General features: G+C 71.3%; 15 protein-coding genes. 11 read left to right on the forward strand and 4 right to left on the reverse strand.

Annotation, left to right across the window (positions count from 1 at the left end; all coding sequences use genetic code 11):
- Window positions 1-5: 5 nt before the first annotated feature.
- The 5 genes from lptE to rlmH all read left to right on the forward strand — a co-directional run bounded on the left by lptE (window position 6) and on the right by rlmH (window position 3,159).
- A complete protein-coding gene (gene lptE, locus O9280_RS03075; protein WP_298338573.1) occupies window positions 6-500 on the forward strand; it encodes an LPS assembly lipoprotein LptE in 495 nt (164 codons plus the stop codon).
- On the forward strand, window positions 500-1,540 hold the full coding sequence (holA, locus tag O9280_RS03080) for a DNA polymerase III subunit delta (protein WP_298338575.1): 1,041 nt from the start codon (window positions 500-502) through the stop codon (window positions 1,538-1,540). Before lptE ends, holA begins: the two co-directional genes overlap by 1 nt.
- A gap of 19 nt (window positions 1,541-1,559) precedes the next feature.
- The gene (nadD, locus tag O9280_RS03085) at window positions 1,560-2,243 is read left to right on the forward strand and encodes a nicotinate-nucleotide adenylyltransferase (RefSeq protein ID WP_298338578.1); all 684 of its coding nucleotides are present in this window, start codon (window positions 1,560-1,562) and stop codon (window positions 2,241-2,243) included.
- 96 nt (window positions 2,244-2,339) lie between these two features.
- The gene (gene rsfS / locus O9280_RS03090; protein WP_297866968.1) at window positions 2,340-2,684 is read left to right on the forward strand and encodes a ribosome silencing factor; all 345 of its coding nucleotides are present in this window, start codon (window positions 2,340-2,342) and stop codon (window positions 2,682-2,684) included.
- Between the two features lie 4 nt (window positions 2,685-2,688).
- Entirely contained in the window at window positions 2,689-3,159 is a 471-nt protein-coding gene (rlmH, locus tag O9280_RS03095; protein WP_298338915.1) for a 23S rRNA (pseudouridine(1915)-N(3))-methyltransferase RlmH, read from the forward strand.
- Here the strand turns inward: rlmH and O9280_RS03100 are convergent.
- Window positions 3,156-6,230 carry a ligand-binding sensor domain-containing diguanylate cyclase gene (locus O9280_RS03100; protein ID WP_298338581.1) on the reverse strand — a complete coding sequence of 1,025 codons (3,075 nt, stop codon included), beginning with the start codon at window positions 6,228-6,230 and terminating at the stop codon, window positions 3,156-3,158. The two genes, rlmH and O9280_RS03100, sit on opposite strands and share 4 nt — an antisense overlap.
- Before the next feature lie 50 nt (window positions 6,231-6,280).
- Between O9280_RS03100 and O9280_RS03105 the strand changes: the two genes are divergently transcribed.
- Genes O9280_RS03105 through tldD form a run of 4 tightly spaced genes read left to right on the forward strand, consistent with a single transcriptional unit; the run spans window position 6,281 to window position 13,596 of the window.
- The gene (locus O9280_RS03105) at window positions 6,281-6,850 is read left to right on the forward strand and encodes a Maf family protein (protein WP_298338586.1); all 570 of its coding nucleotides are present in this window, start codon (window positions 6,281-6,283) and stop codon (window positions 6,848-6,850) included.
- The gene (gene rng, locus O9280_RS03110) at window positions 6,847-8,328 is read left to right on the forward strand and encodes a ribonuclease G (RefSeq protein WP_297866858.1); all 1,482 of its coding nucleotides are present in this window, start codon (window positions 6,847-6,849) and stop codon (window positions 8,326-8,328) included. Before O9280_RS03105 ends, rng begins: the two co-directional genes overlap by 4 nt.
- 14 nt (window positions 8,329-8,342) lie before the next feature.
- Window positions 8,343-12,170, forward strand: coding sequence for a YhdP family protein (locus O9280_RS03115; protein WP_298338589.1), 3,828 nt, complete (start codon window positions 8,343-8,345; stop codon window positions 12,168-12,170).
- Entirely contained in the window at window positions 12,157-13,596 is a 1,440-nt protein-coding gene (gene tldD, locus O9280_RS03120) for a metalloprotease TldD (protein WP_298338592.1), read from the forward strand. Before O9280_RS03115 ends, tldD begins: the two co-directional genes overlap by 14 nt.
- A 32-nt stretch (window positions 13,597-13,628) precedes the next feature.
- On the opposite strand, the gene yjgA is transcribed toward tldD, so the two are convergent.
- Window positions 13,629-14,306, reverse strand: coding sequence for a ribosome biogenesis factor YjgA (gene yjgA, locus O9280_RS03125; protein ID WP_298338595.1), 678 nt, complete (start codon window positions 14,304-14,306; stop codon window positions 13,629-13,631).
- Between the two features lie 41 nt (window positions 14,307-14,347).
- Here yjgA and pmbA point away from each other — a divergent pair, with 41 nt between their 5' ends.
- Both pmbA and O9280_RS03135 read left to right on the forward strand, forming a co-directional pair.
- Complete coding sequence (gene pmbA, locus O9280_RS03130) at window positions 14,348-15,688, forward strand: metalloprotease PmbA (protein WP_298338597.1); 1,341 nt, start codon at window positions 14,348-14,350, stop codon at window positions 15,686-15,688.
- Between the two features lie 104 nt (window positions 15,689-15,792).
- Complete coding sequence (locus tag O9280_RS03135) at window positions 15,793-16,173, forward strand: DUF4870 domain-containing protein (RefSeq protein WP_298338599.1); 381 nt, start codon at window positions 15,793-15,795, stop codon at window positions 16,171-16,173.
- Here the strand turns inward: O9280_RS03135 and O9280_RS03140 are convergent, their stop codons facing one another.
- Both O9280_RS03140 and O9280_RS03145 read right to left on the reverse strand, forming a co-directional pair.
- Window positions 16,174-17,079, reverse strand: a complete 906-nt coding sequence (locus tag O9280_RS03140) for a polyprenyl synthetase family protein (RefSeq protein ID WP_298338603.1) — start codon at window positions 17,077-17,079, stop codon at window positions 16,174-16,176.
- Complete coding sequence (locus tag O9280_RS03145) at window positions 17,069-17,311, reverse strand: exodeoxyribonuclease VII small subunit (RefSeq protein ID WP_298338606.1); 243 nt, start codon at window positions 17,309-17,311, stop codon at window positions 17,069-17,071. Before O9280_RS03145 ends, O9280_RS03140 begins: the two co-directional genes overlap by 11 nt.
- Window positions 17,312-17,313 lie beyond the last annotated feature (2 nt).

Here is a 17,313-nt window from a genome sequence, read left to right on the forward strand (position 1 = left end):
CCCGCATGCGCGCTCGCTTCCTCGTTCCCGCCCTCGTCGCCGCGCTCGCGGTGGGTTGCGGCTTCGCCCCGCGTGGCGCGCTGAAGGTGCCCGAGGGTTTCGGCGCCATCGCCGTGACCGCGGCCGATCCCTACAGCCCGCTGGCCGACGACCTGCGCCGCTCGCTGCAGCGCGCGGGCGCGAACACCACGGCCTCGGCCGAGGGCGCGGCGCGCCTCGCGATCACCAGCGAGAGCTGGGAGACGCGCCCGATCTCGGTCGACGCCTTCGTTGCCGTGCGCGAGGTCGAAACCCGCTACCGCGTCACCTTCGACCTCGTCGATGCCGCGGGCGGCAAGCGCTTGGACCAGCAGACGGTCGAGCTGACGCGCGACTACGTCTACGAGGCTGCCGAGGCTTTCGGCAACCCGGGCGAGCAGGAGATCATTCAGCAGGAGCTCCGCCGCGACATGCGGGCGGCGATCCTCCGCCGCGTCGACCTCGCCTTGCGCGCCGACTGATGGCGGAGATCCGCCCCGACGCCTTCATGAAGCGGGTGGCGGCGCAGGCGCTGCCGTCCGTGATCCTGATCGCCGGGGGCGAGCCGCTGGTGGTGCAGGAATGCGCCGACGCCGTGCGCGAGAAGGCCAAGGCCGAAGGCTACGGCGAGCGCGAGGTACTGGATGCCGAGGGCAACTTCGATTGGAACCGGCTCACGCAGGGCCTCGCCTCGCTGAGCCTGTTCGCGCAGCGCCGCCTCTTCGACCTGCGCCTGCCCAGCGGCAAGCCCGGCAAGGACGGCAGCGAGGCGATCCGCGAGTACTGCGCGAACCCGCCGCCCGACACCGTGCTGCTGATCACCGCGCAGGACTGGAGCCGGCAGCACGCGGGCAAGTGGAGCGAAGCGATCACCGCGACGGGCCACATGGTGCCGGTGTGGCCGCTGAAGGCGCACGAGTTGCCCGATTGGCTGGCCACGCGACTGCGCCGCAAGGGCCTCGCCGCCACGCCGGAAGCGCTGGCCCGCCTCGTCGAACGCGTCGAAGGCAACCTGCTGGCCGCCGCGCAGGAGATCGACAAGCTCGCCCTGCTGCTCGACAAGGGCGCCGGCCCGATCGACGTCGAGACGCTCGAGCGCCTCGTCGCCGAGGCCTCGCGTTACGACGTCTTCAAGCTGGTCGACGCCGCGCTGGCCGGTGAAGCCGCCCGTGTGCCGCGCATCCTCGCCGCGCTGCGCGGCGAAGGCGAGCAGGTGGCCGGCCTGCTGGGCTGGACGCTGGGCGAAATCACGAAGATCGCCGGGTTCGCCGCGGTGAAGGCCCGTGGCGGCAACGTCATGGCCGAGATGCGCGCGGCGAAGCTCTGGGATTCGAAGATGGCGCAGTACACCCGCGCCCTCGAGCGGCATCCGCCCTCGTCCTGGGAGCGTTTCGCGATTGCTGTCGGCGAGGTGGAGCGCATGGCCAAGGGTCGGGCCAGCGGCGATGCGTGGCGCGCGCTGGAGCGCTTGCTGCTGGCGGTCGCGCGGCCGCGCGCGGCGATGACCCTGCTGGCGAAGTGAGCGGCCGGGAGCGCGCCGGATGACGCCCGCCACCGCTGCTCCCCTGCATCTGCTCTACGGCGGCACCTTCGATCCGGTCCATCTCGGCCACCTAGCGGTGGCGCGCGCGGCACTGGCCACCACCGGGGCGGCGCACCTCGATTTCCTGCCGGCTGCGGATCCTCCACATCGCGGCCCGCCGGGCGCCGCGTTCGCCGATCGGCTCGACCTCCTTCGCGCCGCGCTGGCCGGCGAGCCGCCGCCGACCGTCGGCACCTGGGCCATCGATCCCCGCGAGGGGGCGCGCCAAGGCCCCAGCTACACCGTCCACACCCTGCGCGAGTGGCGGCAGGAGCACGGTGAGGCCCGCCCGCTGGGTTTCGTCCTCGGCGCCGATGCCTTCCTCGGCCTCACCAGCTGGCACGAGTGGCGCGCCCTGTTCGACCTCGCCCACCTGCTGGTGGCGCGCCGCCCGGGCAGCCTGCTCGACGGCCTTTCGCACGAGTTGCGCGCGGCCCTGGACGGCCGCTGGGCCACCGAACCGGCCGATTTCCACACGGCACCTTCCGGGCGCGTCGCGGTGCTCGACCTGCCCTTGCAGCCGGAAAGCGCCACCGCCGTGCGCGAGGCCGTGGCCGGCCGACGGCCGCCCTTCGGCCTGCCTGCGGGCGTGGCGGCGGTGATCGCCGCCCGGGGCCTGTACCGCGACCTGGCGCCGGGTTGAGGCGGGAGGGTCGGGGGTATACTCCGCGCCATCCCACACAGGACCGCCCCGTTGTCGCATCCGCAGCACGTCATCAAGCCGCAGCCGCCGAACCCGCTGCCGGCCCCCGCCGACCTCCTGAAGCTCGCCACCGCGGCGCTCGAGGAGATCAAGGCCAAGGACCTCGTCGAGATCGACGTGCGCGGCAAGACCTCGGTCTGCGACTACATGCTGATCGCTTCCGGCACCTCGACCCGCCATGTGAAGTCGCTGGCCGACGAAGTGGTGAAGGCCTCGAAGCACGCCGGCTACCAGCCGCTGGGCGTCGAAGGCGAGCGCGAAGCCGAGTGGGTGCTGGTCGACCTCGGTGACGTGGTGGTCCACGTGATGCTGCCGCGCGTGCGCGAGTTCTACGCGCTGGAGCGCCTGTGGACGGTCGGCGACCAGCCGCCGGAAGCCTGATCGCCTGAAAGCGAAGCTGGTCGCCGTCGGTGAACGGCCGCCCGGCTGGGTGGCCGACGGCTACGCCGACTACACCAAGCGGCTCTCTCGCGAGCTCCCGCTGGAACTCGTCGAAGTGGCACCCGGAATGCGCGGCAAAGGCCGCGACGCCGCCCGTGCGATGCATGACGAAGGCGAGCGCGTGCTCGCCGCGCTGCCGAAGAACGCCTGGGTCGTCGCCCTCGATGGCCGCGGCAAGCCCTACACCTCCGAGCAACTCGCCGAGCGCCTCGCGGCGTGGCGCCAGCAGGGGCGCGATCTCGCCTTCCTGATCGGTGGGCCGGAAGGCCATGCGCCCGATGTCTGGGCGCGCGCCGACGAGCGTTGGGCCTTTGGCCCGATGACGCTGCCGCACATGCTGGTGCGCCTGCTGGTGGCCGAGCAGCTCTACCGGGCCTGCTCGATCCTCGGCAACCATCCCTACCACCGCGCCTAGGCCGAACGCTCCTCGCGGGGCACCGGCGTCAGCCGGGGGCGGAGGTTCTGCCACTGCAGGCGGCCTTCGCCGACGAGTTCCGCGATGCGCTTGCCCGGATGGCCGCCGAGCGCGGCGTCGCCCATGTGCGGGCCCGCGGTGAGGCCCACCCACGTGTTCCGCCCGCTGGCCTTGGCCTGGTAGAGCGCGGCGTCGGCGAGCTCCAGCGCGTGCGCCCAGTCGGACTGAGCGGTGGCGCCGAGCGGGTGCTGCGTCCAGCCGACGGAGAAGGTCAGCGTCAGCGGGCGTTCCGTACCGAGATCGAAGTTCAGGCTGTGGCCGTCGTTGAGCAGCCGGGTCATGCGTGCGGCGACCGCGTCCTCGCGCAGGCCGCCGAAAACGATGATGAATTCCTCGCCGCCCCAGCGCGCGAGCAGGTCGCCCTCGCGCGTCGCCCGGCGCAGGAAGGCGGCGAAATCACGCAGCACCGTGTCGCCGGCGGCGTGGCCGTAGTCGTCGTTGACGTGCTTGAAGTGGTCGATGTCGACGAGCGCCAGCACCACGCCTTCCGGGTAGCGCGCGAGCATCGCCGGCATCTGCTGGAACACCGCGCGTCGGTTGGGCAGGCCGGTCAGCGCGTCGGTCTGGCTTTCGACGGCCAGCACGGCGTTGGCCTGCTCGAGGCGTTCGTTCGCGCGCTGCCATTGCGCCGTGCGTTCATCGACGAGCGTCTGCAGGCGCGCCATGCGGGAACGCTGCCGGCGCTGGCCCAGCACCACGCCGGCCACGAGCAGCAGCAGGCCACCCACGAGGGCGAGCACGCGCAGTTCGGGCCGCTCCGACCAGCGCGGTTCGACGCGCAAGTCGAGCGGATTGCCGGCTTGGACGGACTTTCCGAACTCGTCGCGCGCGCGCACCCGGAACCGGAAGTCGCCCGGGGGAAGGTTGGTGTAGAACGCGCTGCGCCGGTCGCCGGCATCGACCCAGTCCCGGTCGTAGCCGTCGAGGCGGTAGTCGAAACGCATGGCGCGCGGGCTGCGGAAGTTCTGCGCGGTGAAGTCGAAGCGCAGGTCGCGCAGCTCGCCGTCCAGCACCAGTGGGCCGGCATCCGCGGGGTGGCGGCGGTCGCCGACGGTGGCGGCTTCGACGTGCACCAGCGGTTCCGTGCCGCCGCTGCCGATGGCGTCGAGGTCGACGCGCAGCACGCCGGAGATCGAGGGCAGCCACAGTTGGCCGCCGACGAGCAGGGCGCGCGAGCGGGCGCCGCCGTTGCAGCAGCGCGCCCGCTGGCCGCTCTGGTTCCGCCCAGCCATCGACAGCACCCACGACGCCCCCACGTCGGCCCCATGCGCGGCGTCGGCATTGGTGGTCGTCGGGTCTGGCAGCCGGGACAGCGGCATGCGGTACAGGCCTTCGATCGAACTCACGTAAAGGTGGTCGTCGTGGGTCCGCAGCGTCCACGCATTCATCGTGGGCAGGCCCTCATCGAGGGTGATCGCCCGCTCGCCGGCCACGAGGGTCAGGCCGGAATCGAGCGTCCCCGCCACCAGCAGGCCGTTCGGCAACCGCAGCAGGCTGCTCACCATACGGCCGCGCAGCGTGCGTGCCCAGTCGGGGACGCTCACCTGGGCGCCATCGACGTAGCGCAGGCCGTCCTCGGTGCCGACCAGCACGCGCTGGCCGTCGATCGGCAGCAGCGAGCGGATGCGCAGCGCCGACCCTTCGAAGGCGCCTTCGCCGACCGGGCGCAGGCCGTCGTCAGACGTTGAGCGGTAGAGGCCGTTGGACGTGCCCACCCAGACGGCCTCCGCCATCGGGGCGATCACGTTGACCTGCGTGCCTTCCAGCGCCTCGGCGCCGCGCGGGAGGCCCAGTTGGCCGTTCGAGCGCTCGCGCAGGCCGCCGCGGGTGCCGATCCAGAGCCGCTCCGCGTCGAGCCGTGCGAGTTCGTAGACCGCCGCTTCCGGCAGCTCGCTCCCGGGGACGAGCGTCTCCACGCGGCCGTCGCGCCAGTGGGAGAGCCCCGAATTCGTGCCGACCAGGACGCCGCCCCGGCCGTCGTCCTCCAGGGCCCAGACGAAGGGGTCGACGAGGCCATCGGCTTCGGTCAGGCGCGTGACGAGGCCGTCCCAGGCGCGGAACAGGCTTTCCGTCTGGCTGCCCAGCCACAGGTTGCCTTCGCGGTCTTCGAAACAGGCGTTCACCCAGGGATTGCGGACGAACTGCGCGTCCTCGATGGCGTCGAGTTCACCGTTCGAGCGCAGCCGGTAGAGGCGCGGCGCCGTGCTGATCCAGAGGCTGCCGCCGCTGTCGGTGCAGAGGGTTTCGATCGGTTGGCGGGCCAGTTCCGGAAGCGGCGCGAACGGCGCCGGCGCTCGGTCGCCGTCCTGCAGCCAGAGCCCGCGCGGCGTGGCGATCCACAGCCGGGGGCCGTCGGCGACGAGGTGGGTGATGCGCAGGTCCTCGCCGCCGGGCAGGGCGATGCTGCGGGTCTGTTCACCTTCACGGCGCAGCAGGCGGCCACGCGCTCCGATCCACAGCACCGGGCCGTCGGACACCAGCGCACCGATGTCCAGGCCTTCGAGGCCGGCGGGGACGAGGCTCTCGCCTTCCTTCTCGTACAGGCCGCGCGCCGTGCCGAAGAGCATCCGACCCACCGGCCATTCGGTGATGGCCTGCACCGGGACCCCGGTGCCCGCGGCGGCCACGCGCGTCACGCGGTCGCGGCGCAGGCGCAGTGCCCCCGTGCGGTTGGCGAACCAGACATCGCCGTCGCGCGAGCGATAGCTCGATTCCGCCATCGAAGTGTCGATGCCGCCCGTGCGGCGGCGATCGAAGGCTTCGAAGCGCACGCCGTCGAAGCGCGCGATCGACGACTGCGTGCCGACCCACAGGTAGCCATCGCCGTCCTGCGCGAGGCTTTGTACGGCCACTTGCGGCAGGCCGTCGGCGACGGTCCAGTTGTCGATGGCGAAGTCGCTGAAACGACGATCTTCGCTCAGGGCCAGCGCGGCGCTGCTGACGCACAGCAGCGCTACGCCCAACCAGAGGGCGAAGCGGGCGCGTCGGCGTTGGGGGGGCTGCCGTTCCATGGCGTAAGGCTAGCGTGCCTGCGGCCTGAACGGGCGGCTATGCTTGGGGCATGCTTTATCTCGCGTCCCAATCGCCGCGTCGCCGTGCGCTGCTGCAGCAGCTCGGCGTCGAGCCCGGCCTCCTCGATGTCGATGTGCCGGAGGTCCGCCAGGCGGGCGAGCCGGCCCTCGACTACGTCAACCGCGTCGCCCGCGAGAAGGCCGGTGCCGGCCTGTTCGCCGTGGCCTCGGTGCCCGGGGCGAGGGTCCTGGCCGCCGACACCGAGGTGATCCTCGACGACGAGGTCTTCGGCAAGCCCGCCGATGCCGCGGACGCGGCGCGCATGCTCCGCCGGCTCTCGGGGCGGACCCATGCCGTTGCTACGGTGGTTTGGCTGCTCCACGCCGGCGGCGAGGCCTCGGCCACGTCGCTGTCGGAGGTGACCTTCGCCGCGCTGGACGAACCGACCCTCGACGCCTACCTCGCCAGCCGCGAGTGGCAAGGGAAGGCCGGGGCCTACGCCATCCAGGGCCGCGCGGCGGCCTTCATCGCCCATCTCTCCGGCAGCTACACCGGCGTAATGGGCCTGCCCCTGTTCGAGACGGCCGCGCTGCTGCGCCGCCACGGAGTGACGATTTGAGCGCCGAGATCCTGATCAACGTCACGCCGCGCGAGACGCGCGTGGCGCTCGCCGAGCAGGGCATGCTGCAGGAACTGCACATCGAGCGCAGTCTGCGCCGGGGCGTGGTCGGCAACCTCTACAAGGGCCGCGTTCAGCGGGTGATGCCGGGCATGCAGGCCGCGTTCGTCGAGCTCGGCCTCGAGCGCGCCGCCTTCCTGCACGCCTCCGACATCGTCCGCGTCCCGCAGGTGCAGCCCTCCGAGAGCGAGGAGTTGGGGCCGCCGGCGCCGCCGCCGTCGATCACCTCGCTGGTGCACGAGGGCCAGGAGATCGTCGTGCAGGTGGTGAAGGACCCGATCGGCAGCAAAGGCGCCCGCCTCACCACCCAGGTCAGCATCCCGTCGCGTTACCTCGTGCTGTTGCCGTACTCGAAGGTGATCGGTGTTTCCGCCCGTATCGAAGACGACACCGAGCGCGCGCGGCTGAAGGGGCTGGTGACCGAACTGGCCGAAGGCAGCGGCATGGGCTTCATTGTCCGCACCAATGCCGAGGGGCTGGATCGCGACGCGCTGGAGGCCGACGTGGCCTACCTGCGGCTCGCGTGGCAGCTGATCCGCGAGGCCAGCGCCAGCACGCCGGTGGGCGCCCGCATCTACGAGGACCTGTCGCTGCCGATGCGCGCCCTGCGCGACATGATGAGCACGCAGATCGACCGGGTGCTGGTCGATTCCCGCGAGACGCATGAACGGCTGCTGCGCTTCGCCGGCCAGTTCATGCCCGATTTGGCCGGGCGGATCGAGCATTACGCTGGCGAGAGGCCGCTGTTCGACCTGAACGGCGTGGAGGACGAGATCTCCCGCGCGCTGCAGAAGGAAGTGCCGCTGAAATCGGGCGGTTACCTCGTGGTCGACCAGACCGAGGCGATGACCACGGTGGACGTCAACACCGGGTCGTTCCTCGGCCAGCGCAACCTCGAGGAAACCGCCTTCCGCACCAACCTCGAAGCCGCGCAGGCGGTGGCGAGGCAGCTCCGGCTGCGCAACCTCGGCGGGATCATCATCATCGACTTCATCGACATGCACGACGCCGACCATCGCCGCCAGGTGCTTCGCACGCTGGAGAAGGCCTTGGCGCGCGACCATGCGAAGACGACGGTGTACGACTTCTCGCCGCTGGGCCTGGTGGAGATGACGCGCAAGCGCACCACCGAAAGCCTCGAGCACCAGCTCTGCGAAACCTGCCCGACCTGCAGCGGCCGCGGCATGCTGAAGTCGCCGGAAACCTTGAGCTACGAAATCTTCCGCGAGGTGACCCGCGCGGTGCGGCAGTTCGAGGCCGAGCGCCTGCTGGTCATCGCCGCGCCGAACGTCGTCGCGCGCATCACCGACGAGGAGTCGGTCGCCGTCGCCGAACTCGAGGAGTTCCTTGGAAAGACCATCCGCTTCCAGCCCGACGAGCAATACGGGCAGGAACAGTACGACGTCGTCCTGCTGTGAGCCGCGCCTGAGCCATGGCCTCCGTCGCGCGCCGCTGGTGGCGTCGCTGCCGCCGCATCGGCGGCTACGGGGTATTGGTCGTATTGATCGTCGTGGCCCTGCTCGTCGCGGTGGCGAACCAGTTCCTGCCGGCCGTCGAGAAGCATCCTGACGAGGTTGCGCGCTGGCTGTCGGAGCGCGTGGGACAGCCGGTGCGTTTCAGCGGCCTCGATGCCCGTTGGACCCGGCAAGGCCCGCGTTTCGCGCTGGACGGCCTGGTCGTCGGCGAGGGCGATCGGCAGCTCGCGATCGGGCGCGCCGACCTGCAGGTGTCGGTGTATTCCGGCCTCTTTCCGGGCATGCCGCTGACCGAGCTGAGTGTCGATGGGCTGTCGCTCACCTTGCACCAGGATCTCGAAGGTCGTTGGCGCATGAGCGGCCTGCCCGAGCCCGCGCGGCCGGGCATCGATCCCTTCGACGTTCTCGCCGGCTTCGGGGAATTGCGCGTGCAGGACGCGAGGTTGCGCATCCTCGCCGAGCGCTGGGACATCGACCACACGCTGCCGCGCATCGATGGCCGCTTGCGCGTGAGCGATTCGCAGGTTCGTGGCGGTGTCCGCTTGTGGTCGGCGGACGGCCGCGCACCGCTGGATGTCAGCGCCGATGTCGCCCGCGACGGCCGCCTCGGACGCCTCTGGGTGGGCGCCGAGCAGGTCGATCTGCCGGCATGGGGCCCGCTGCTCGCGGCGCTGGGCGTCGAGCCGCTCGCCGGTCGAGGCGAATTGGGCGCGTGGGTGGAGCTGGATGATCGCCGCATCGCCCGCGTGCAGGTGCGCGCGGCGCTGGAAGGCGTGAGCCTTCGGCGTGTGGGTACGGCCTTGCCGCCCGTGCGCTTCGAGCGCGCCGGTTTCGATGCGCAATGGCGTCTGGAGGCGCGGGGCTGGCAGGTCTCCGTGCCGGCCGGCACGTTCGCCAACGGCTCGAGCGAGCAGCGCATCGACGGATTCTGGATGGCGGGTGGCGAGCGCTTCGCGATCGAGGCCGAGCGCATCGACATGGGGCCGCTGCTGGCCCTCGGCGCCCTCAGCAACCGCCTGCCGGGCGGTGTATCCGCGTGGGTGGCCGAAGCGCGTCCGTCCGGCACCGTGCGCGCCTTGTCGGTGCCCGCGTCGCTGCCGGGAGCCTTCGCCGGTCGGGCGACGCTCGAAGACGTCGGTTTCGCGCCGGTCGGCTCGCGTCCCGGCCTGCGCAGCCTGGCGGGCGAGGTGGCGTTCGACGCCGACGGGGGCGTGCTGGCCCTCGATGGGGCGCCGATCGGCCTCGACTGGCCGGCGGAATTCGGGCCGGTGCTGCCGCTCGGCCTGCGCGGTGAGCTGGCGCTTTGGCGCGACGGCGAGGGCTGGAGCCTCGGCAGCGACGCGCTCGGCATCGAGGCGCCGGGCCTCCGGATCGACACGCGCTTCGCGCTCGGCTTCCAAGGCGACGGCACGCGGCCGACGCTGGACCTCGCCGCCGACCTCGATGATTTCAGCGTGGTGGACGCGAAGCGCTTCTGGCTGCAGACCACGATGAAGCCGCCGGTGCGTCAGTGGCTCGACACCGCGCTGGTGGCCGGGCAGGCGCGTGGTGGACGGGTCGCGATGGGCGGTGATCTCGACCACTGGCCGTTCCGCGACGGCGGCGGACGCTTCGATGCGCGCGTCTCGCTGGAGGACGTCACGCTCAAGTTCAACAGCGCGTGGCCAGCGGCGACCGCGTTCCATGGCGAGGCGCTGTTCACCGGCCCGGGCATGGCGCTCACCGGGATGCGCGCCAACCTGCTCGATACCGTGGTGGGCGAGGCCAGCGGCGGCATCGATGATTTCAAGTCGGCATGGCTCGACCTGCGGGTGCGCGGCGGTGGCGATGCCGGCGGCCTGCGCACGCTGGTGATGCAGAGCCCGCTCTACGCGCCGCAGCGCGCGAACATCGATGCCCTGTCGATCAGCGGCCCGGCGGCGGTCGACCTCCGGCTGCGCCTGCCCTTGCGGAAGGATCTCGGCGCGCGCGCGGTGGACGGCACGCTCTCGCTCGACAACGCCAGCGTCGCCGATGCGCGCTGGAAGATCGGTTTCGAGGGCCTGAGCGGCGCGATTCCCTTCACCGACAAGGGCTTCCTCGCCGACGCCCTGCCGGTGCGCTACGGCGAGAGCGAGGGCGCGCTGTCCTTGCGTGTGGGCGATACGGTGCGTGACGCCACGAACGTGGCCGAACTGCAGCTCGATGCCGCGCTGGCGCCGTCGCAGTTGCTCGAACGCAGCCCGGAGCTCGCGTGGCTGCAGCCTTGGCTCGAGGGCCGTAGCCTGTGGAACGTGCGCGTCGACGTGCCGCGGGCGCGCGCCGATGCGCCCCCGCCGCCGGCGCGCCTCAGCCTTCGTTCCGACCTCGTCGGCACCCGCCTCGGGTTGCCGGCGCCGCTGCGCAAGAGTGCGGCCACGCCGCTGCCGCTGCGCCTCGACCTTCCGCTGCCGTCCAGTGCCGGGGCGCTCCAGTTGCGACTGGGCCGTCTGATGCAACTGCGCGGGCGAATGGCCGACGGCGAGCGCCCGTTCGCTGCCGTCGCCGAGTTCGGAAGCATCGGCGACCCGCTGCCGATTCCCGAGGCCGGCATCGCCGTCCGCGGCCAGGTGCCCAGCCTCGACATCGGCGGCTGGGTGGCGGCGGCGTCCGGCGGCGGCACCGGGCAGGGCGGGCTGCAGTCCGTCGATGTCCAGGTCGGTGCGATCGACGTTCTCGACCGCAGCTTCGGCGAAGGCCGGGTGCGTCTGCGGCGCGAGGCCCAGGGGCTGTGGGTCGGCTTCGACGGCGCCGCCATCGCCGGCGAGATCCGCGTTCCCTCGGCCGAAGGTGCCGCGGTGGACGGCCGCTTCGCGCGCCTGCACTGGCCGCCGATGGACACCAAGGCCATGACCGGCAGCCGCGCCGAGTCCACGCCGGCGGTCGACCAGACCGACCCCTCGGGGCTGCCGCCGCTGCAGTTCCGGATCGAGGATTTCCGCCTCGGCGAAGCGCGGCTCGGTCGCACCGAGCTGCAGACCTTCCCGACGCCGGAAGGCATGCATGTGGACCGCTTCAGCACCTCGTCCGAGGCGCTGACGGTGATGGCCAGCGGTGACTGGACGCGGATCGGCGGGCAGACCCGCTCGCGGTTCGCGGTGGATTTCGACGCCGACAGCCTCGGCGGGATGCTCGATGCGCTCGGCTTCACGGGCATGGTCGAGGAGGGGCCGGTGAAGTCGCGCATGGTTGGCGACTGGCCGGGCTCGCCGGGCAGCTTCCGGCTCGACCGCTTTGACGGCAACCTGCGCGTGGACGTCGGCGCCGGGCGACTGCTCGATGTCGAACCCGGCACCGGCCGGTTCATCGGGCTCGTCTCCATCGCCGAGATCCCGCGCCGCCTGACGCTCGATTTCAGCGATTTCTTCTCGAAGGGCTTCGCCTTCAACGGCATGAGCGGCGACTTCGAGTTCAAGGGCGGCGATGCGCGCACCGCCAACCTCCGCATCGACGGGCCCTCCGCGGAAATCAACGTGAGCGGCACGACCGCGCTGGCCTCGCGCGAATACGACCAGCGCGTCGAAGTGCTGCCCAAGGCCGGCGGCGTGCTCCCCGCGATCGGTGCCGTGACCGGCGGGCCGGCGGGCGCAGCGCTGGGCGCCGTGGCGCAGGCCGTCCTGCAGGTGCCGTTGAAGCAGGCGACGCGCACCGTGTACAGCGTGCAGGGTCCGTGGGCCGAGCCTGATGTCGATGTCGTCGAACGCGGCCCGCGCCGCACCAGCCCCAATCGCGAAACCCCCGAAGGAGTCCGCAATGACGCCGCTTGAACTGGCCGAACGCACGCTGCTCACGCCGACCGGCCTCGGCCTCGACGACGTCGACCGCGCGCTGGCCGAACTGCTGGGCCCTGGCATCGACGACGGCGACCTCTATTTCGAGCACAGCCGACGCGAGAGCTGGACGGTCGAGGACGGCATCGTCAAGGACGGCGCCCACAGCATCGAGCAGGGCGTGGGTGTGCGCGCCATCAGCGGCGAGAAGACCGGCTTCGCCTACACCGATGAAATCGACCTGCCGGCGCTGCTGGAATCGGCCCGCGCCGCCCGCGCGATCAGCCGCGAGGGCCTGAAGACCGCGCGCGGCCAGCGCATCAATGTGGCCGGGCACTCGCTGTACCCGGCCATCGATCCGATCGACCGCTTCGCGCCCGAGGGCAAGCTTTCGAAGTTGCGCGAGATCGAAGCCTGGGTGCGCGCTGCCGATCCGCGCGTGGTGCAGGTCAGCGCCTCGCTGTCGGCCGCGGTCGATACGGTGCTCGTGGCCCGCGCCGACGGCACGCTGGCCGCCGACGTGCGCCCGCTGGTGCGCTTCAACGTGCAGGTGATCGTCGAGCAGGGCGGGCGCCGCGAATCCGGCTACGCCGGCGGCGGCGGGCGCTTCGATTACGTCGAACTGTTCGCCAACGGCCGCGCGGAAGGCCTCGCGAAAGAGGCGCTGCGGCAGGCGCTGGTGAACCTCGATGCCATCGACGCCCCGGCCGGCGCGATGCCGGTGGTGCTCGGCCCCGGCTGGCCCGGCGTGCTGCTGCACGAGGCCGTCGGCCATGGCCTGGAGGGAGACTTCAACCGCAAGGGCACGTCGATCTATTCGGGCCGCGTCGGCGAACGCGTGGCGGCCCCCGGCGTCACCGTCATCGATGACGGCACGCTCGACGCCCGCCGCGGTTCGCTCAACATCGACGACGAAGGCCAGCCGACCCAGCGCACCGTGCTGATCGAGGACGGCATCCTCAAGGGTTACATGCAGGACAGCCTCAACGCCCGCCTGATGGGCGTGGCGCGCACCGGCAACGGACGTCGCGAGAGCTTCGCCCACCTGCCGATGCCACGCATGACCAACACCACGATGGCGGCGGGCTCGCACACGCTGGAAGAGATGATCGCCTCGGTCGAACGCGGCCTGTTCGCGCCCAACTTCGGCGGCGGCCAGGTGGACATCACCACCGGCAAGTTCGTGTTCTCGGCCAGCGAGGCCTACTTGATCGAGAACGGGAAGATCACCGCGCCGGTGAAGGGCGCCACGCTGATCGGCAACGGCCCGGAAGTGATGAACCGCGTGGTCATGATCGGCAACGACCTGCAGCTCGACGCCGGTGTGGGCGTGTGCGGCAAGAACGGCCAGAGTGTGCCGGTGGGCGTGGGCCAGCCCTCGCTCAAGATCGCGCAGATGACCGTCGGCGGGACGAAAGCCTGATGCGCGGGGCGGAGCCCCGCGTGGGCGCGGCCTCAGTCGTCGCGGCGCCCGCCGAAATCGTCGTGCCGGTACTCGTCCAGCCCGTCGAGGCCACCGATCTCGTCGATGTCCTCGAGGCCATGGTCGACGCTGTTCGCCTCGGCTTCCAACGCGTCGTCGATCGCGTCGGCGTCGTCGCCACGGCCCTCGTCGGCCTCGGCCATCAGATCGCGCAGCACGCGGAAGATCTCGCGGAAGCTGTGCGGCGGCTTGTTCGCCAGCCGCTCGGCCTTGGCATTGCGCGCCAGCGTGCGCAGCTGCTGGCGGTCGGCCATCGGGTACAGCGCGATGAACTCCGCGAGGCCGGCATCGCCGCCATCGACGATCTTCAGTCGCCAGTGCTCCACGCGATGCAGGGCCGCGGCTTCGCGGCGCGCATCTTCCTTGGTGTGCTCGAGCGCCGCGCGCAGCGTGTCCAGCACGGCGTCGTCCTCGCGCCGCATCTGCTTCGCCAGCCATTGGGTCTGGCGCTTGCGGGCGATGTTCGAGCGGATGCGCTGCGAGTCGACCACCAGCGCGCGCAGTTCTTCGGGCATCGGCAGCAGCGCCAGTGCGGCGTGGCTGGTGTCCATCAGCTTGCCGGCCATGGCCAGAACATCAAGGGCCTCGCGCCGCTTCGCGCTGCGGCTCTCGTCGAGGAATTCGCCGGTTTCGTGGTCGCGTCCGCGCATGCGCCGGGGCCGTACAGTTGAACGATGCACAGGATAACGCAGTGACCACCGACGCCACCCTCGACCGCCTCGCCGAGCTCTCGGCCCTCGCCGTGGCCGAAGCCCGGCGCCTCGGCGCCTCCCAGGCCGAAGCCAGCGCCAACGACGAGCGCGGCCTGAACGTGAACGTGCGCATGGGCGAGGTCGAATCGGTCGAGCGCACGCGCGACCGCGGCATCGCCGTCACCGTCTACTTCGGCCAGCGGAAAGCCAACGCCAGCACCGCCGACCTCAAGCCCGAGAGCTTGAAGCGGACGGTCGAGATGGCCTGCGCCATCGCGAAGCACACCGAGCCGGACACGGCGAACGGGCTGGCCGACGAAGCCCGCATGGCGCGCGAATCGCGCGATTTCGACCAGTGGCACCCGTGGGCGATCGAGGCTGACGCCGCGGTGGCGCTGGCGCTGGAGGCGGAAGCGGCCGGCCGCGCGTTCGATCCGCGCATCAGCAATTCCGAGGGGGCCTCCGTTTCGACCAACGAGGGGCTGTCGGTCTATGCCAACTCGCACGGCTTCGTCGGCCGCGAGAAGAGCACCAGCCACTCGATCAGCGCCTCGCTGATCGCCGGGGCCGGCGAGGCGATGCAGGGCCAGTACTGGTACACCGCGGCCCTGCGCTCGGAGGCGCTGGAAGCCGCCGCCGAGGTCGGGCGCAAGGCCGCCGAGCGCACGCTGGCGCGGCTCGATCCGCGCAGCGCGCCGACCGGCGAGTTCCCGGTGCTGTTCGTGCCCGAGGTGGCGCGTTCGCTGATCGCGCACCTCGTCGGTGCGGTGTCGGGCGGGGCGCTCTATCGCAAGGCCAGTTTCCTCTTCGGCGCGCAGGGACAGCGGCTGTTCCCCGAGTGGTTCCGCATCGTCGAACGGCCGCATCTCGTCGGTGGCTGGCGCAGCGGCGATTTCGACGCCGACGGTGTGGCCACCCGCGAGTCGGCCCTGGTCGATGGCGGCGTGCTGCAGCGCTACGTGCTCGGCACCTATTCCGCGCGACGGCTTGGGCTCGAAAGCACCGGCAATGCCGGCGGCGTGCACAACCTCGAAGTGGCGGCCAATGCCGAGGGTTTCGATTCGATGCTGAAGGGCCTTCGCCGCGGGCTCGTGGTCACCGAGCTGATGGGGCAGGGCGTCAACACCGTCACCGGCGATTACTCGCGCGGCGCGGCCGGCTTCTGGGTCGAGGACGGTGCCTTGGCGTACCCGGTGGACGAGCTGACCATCGCCTCCAACCTGCGCGACATGTACCTCGGTGTCGAGGCCGTCGGCGCCGACATCGACCGCCGCTCGGCCACCGCCGTCGGCAGCCTGCTGGTCGGCCGGATGACGGTCGCGGGTGGTGCCGGGAGCTGAAGTCGCCCCCGCGGTTCCAGGGGCTCAGGCACGGCCGGATTCCTTGACAGCCATTCACCTTTTCTCGACAGTGAACGGGCGTTTTCACCACCGAGGAAATCCCAATGTCCGACGCTTTTTCGCCGCCGCCCTCCCCCGGGGGTGAAGTCTCCGCCGAACAGCGCCAGTGGGGCCTGTTCGCCCACCTGTCGTCGCTGGTCGGATTGATCATTCCGCTGGGCAACATCCTAGGCCCGCTGATCATCTGGCAGGTCAAGAAGGACGAAATGCCGTTCGCCGCCGACCAGGCGAAGGAAGCCCTGAACTTCAACATCACGATGGCCATCGCCGGCATCGTTGCCTGGCTGCTGATCTTCGTGCTGATCGGCTTCCTGCTGCTGCCGCTGATCGGCATCGCGTGGATCGTCCTGACGATCTTGGCGGCCATCAAGGCGAACGGTGGCGAGGCCTACCGTTATCCCTTCGCGCTCCGCCTGATCAAGTAATCAGCGCGAGCGCTGCACGGCCATGACGGCCAGGTCCGCGAGGGCCTGGCCGTTGTCGTTTCCGCTGCCGGTGAACGGCGCCAGCGCCGCGTCGAGATCGCGTGCCACGGCATCGAGCCGGGCGCGGGCGCCGTCGAGGCCGAGCAGGGTCACGTAGGTGCTCTTGCCCTGCGCCTCGTCCTTGCCGGCGGTCTTGCCGAGCGTCGCGGAATCCGCCTCGGCGTCGAGCAGGTCGTCCTTGATCTGGAAGCCGAGGCCGAGCAGGGCGCCGATGCGTCGCAGGGCGTCGATCGTCGCGGCGTCCGCACCGCGCAGCAGGCCGCCCATCACCACGGCCGCTTCGATCAGTGCGCCGGTCTTCATCCGGTGCATCGTCGCGAGGGCCTCCAACGCCTGCGATTGGCCGGTCATCGCCATGTCGATCGCCTGGCCGCCGCACATGCCGCGCGAGCCGGCGGCGTGGGCGAGTTCGCGCAGCGCGGCGCGCACCGCGTCTGCCGAGGCCGGCGCGGCCGAGAGGACGAGAAAGGCCTCCGATTGCAGCGCGTCGCCGACCAGGATGGCGGTGGCTTCATCGAAAGCGATGTGCACTGTGGGCCGGCCGCGGCGCAGCGCGTCGTCGTCCATCGCCGGCAGGTCGTCGTGCACGAGCGAATACGCGTGGACGAGTTCGATGGCGACGGCGGCGTGGTCCAGCGCATCGTCGTGTGCGGCCTCAGGCGGGCTGCCGAGTGCGGCGCCGGCGGCGTAGACCAGCAGCGGACGCAACCGCTTGCCGTCGCCGAGCACGGCGTAGCGCATGGCCGCGTGCAAGGTTCGGGGTTCGAGCGTGTCGTCGGGGAGGTGCCGGGCCAACGCGGCGTCGACGCGGGTGCGCCACGCATCGAGCGTGGCCTTACTCCGCATCGGCGCGGAACTCGCGCGCGCTGCACGGGTCGGCCGGATCGGCCAGCAGGCGGATGCGCAGTTCCGCCTGTTCCAGCGCGCCCTGGCACTGGCGGTAAAGGGCGACGCCGCGCTCGTACGCTCCGAGCGATTCCTCGAGGCTCAGGTCGCCGCCTTCCAGTCGTTGAACCAGCGCTTCGAGTTCATCGAGGGCGCGCTCGAAATCCTGCAGCGGGGTCGGTGTCGGGCTCATGG

The organism is Silanimonas sp., from assembly GCF_027531545.1.
Taxonomy (GTDB): domain Bacteria; phylum Pseudomonadota; class Gammaproteobacteria; order Xanthomonadales; family Xanthomonadaceae; genus Silanimonas.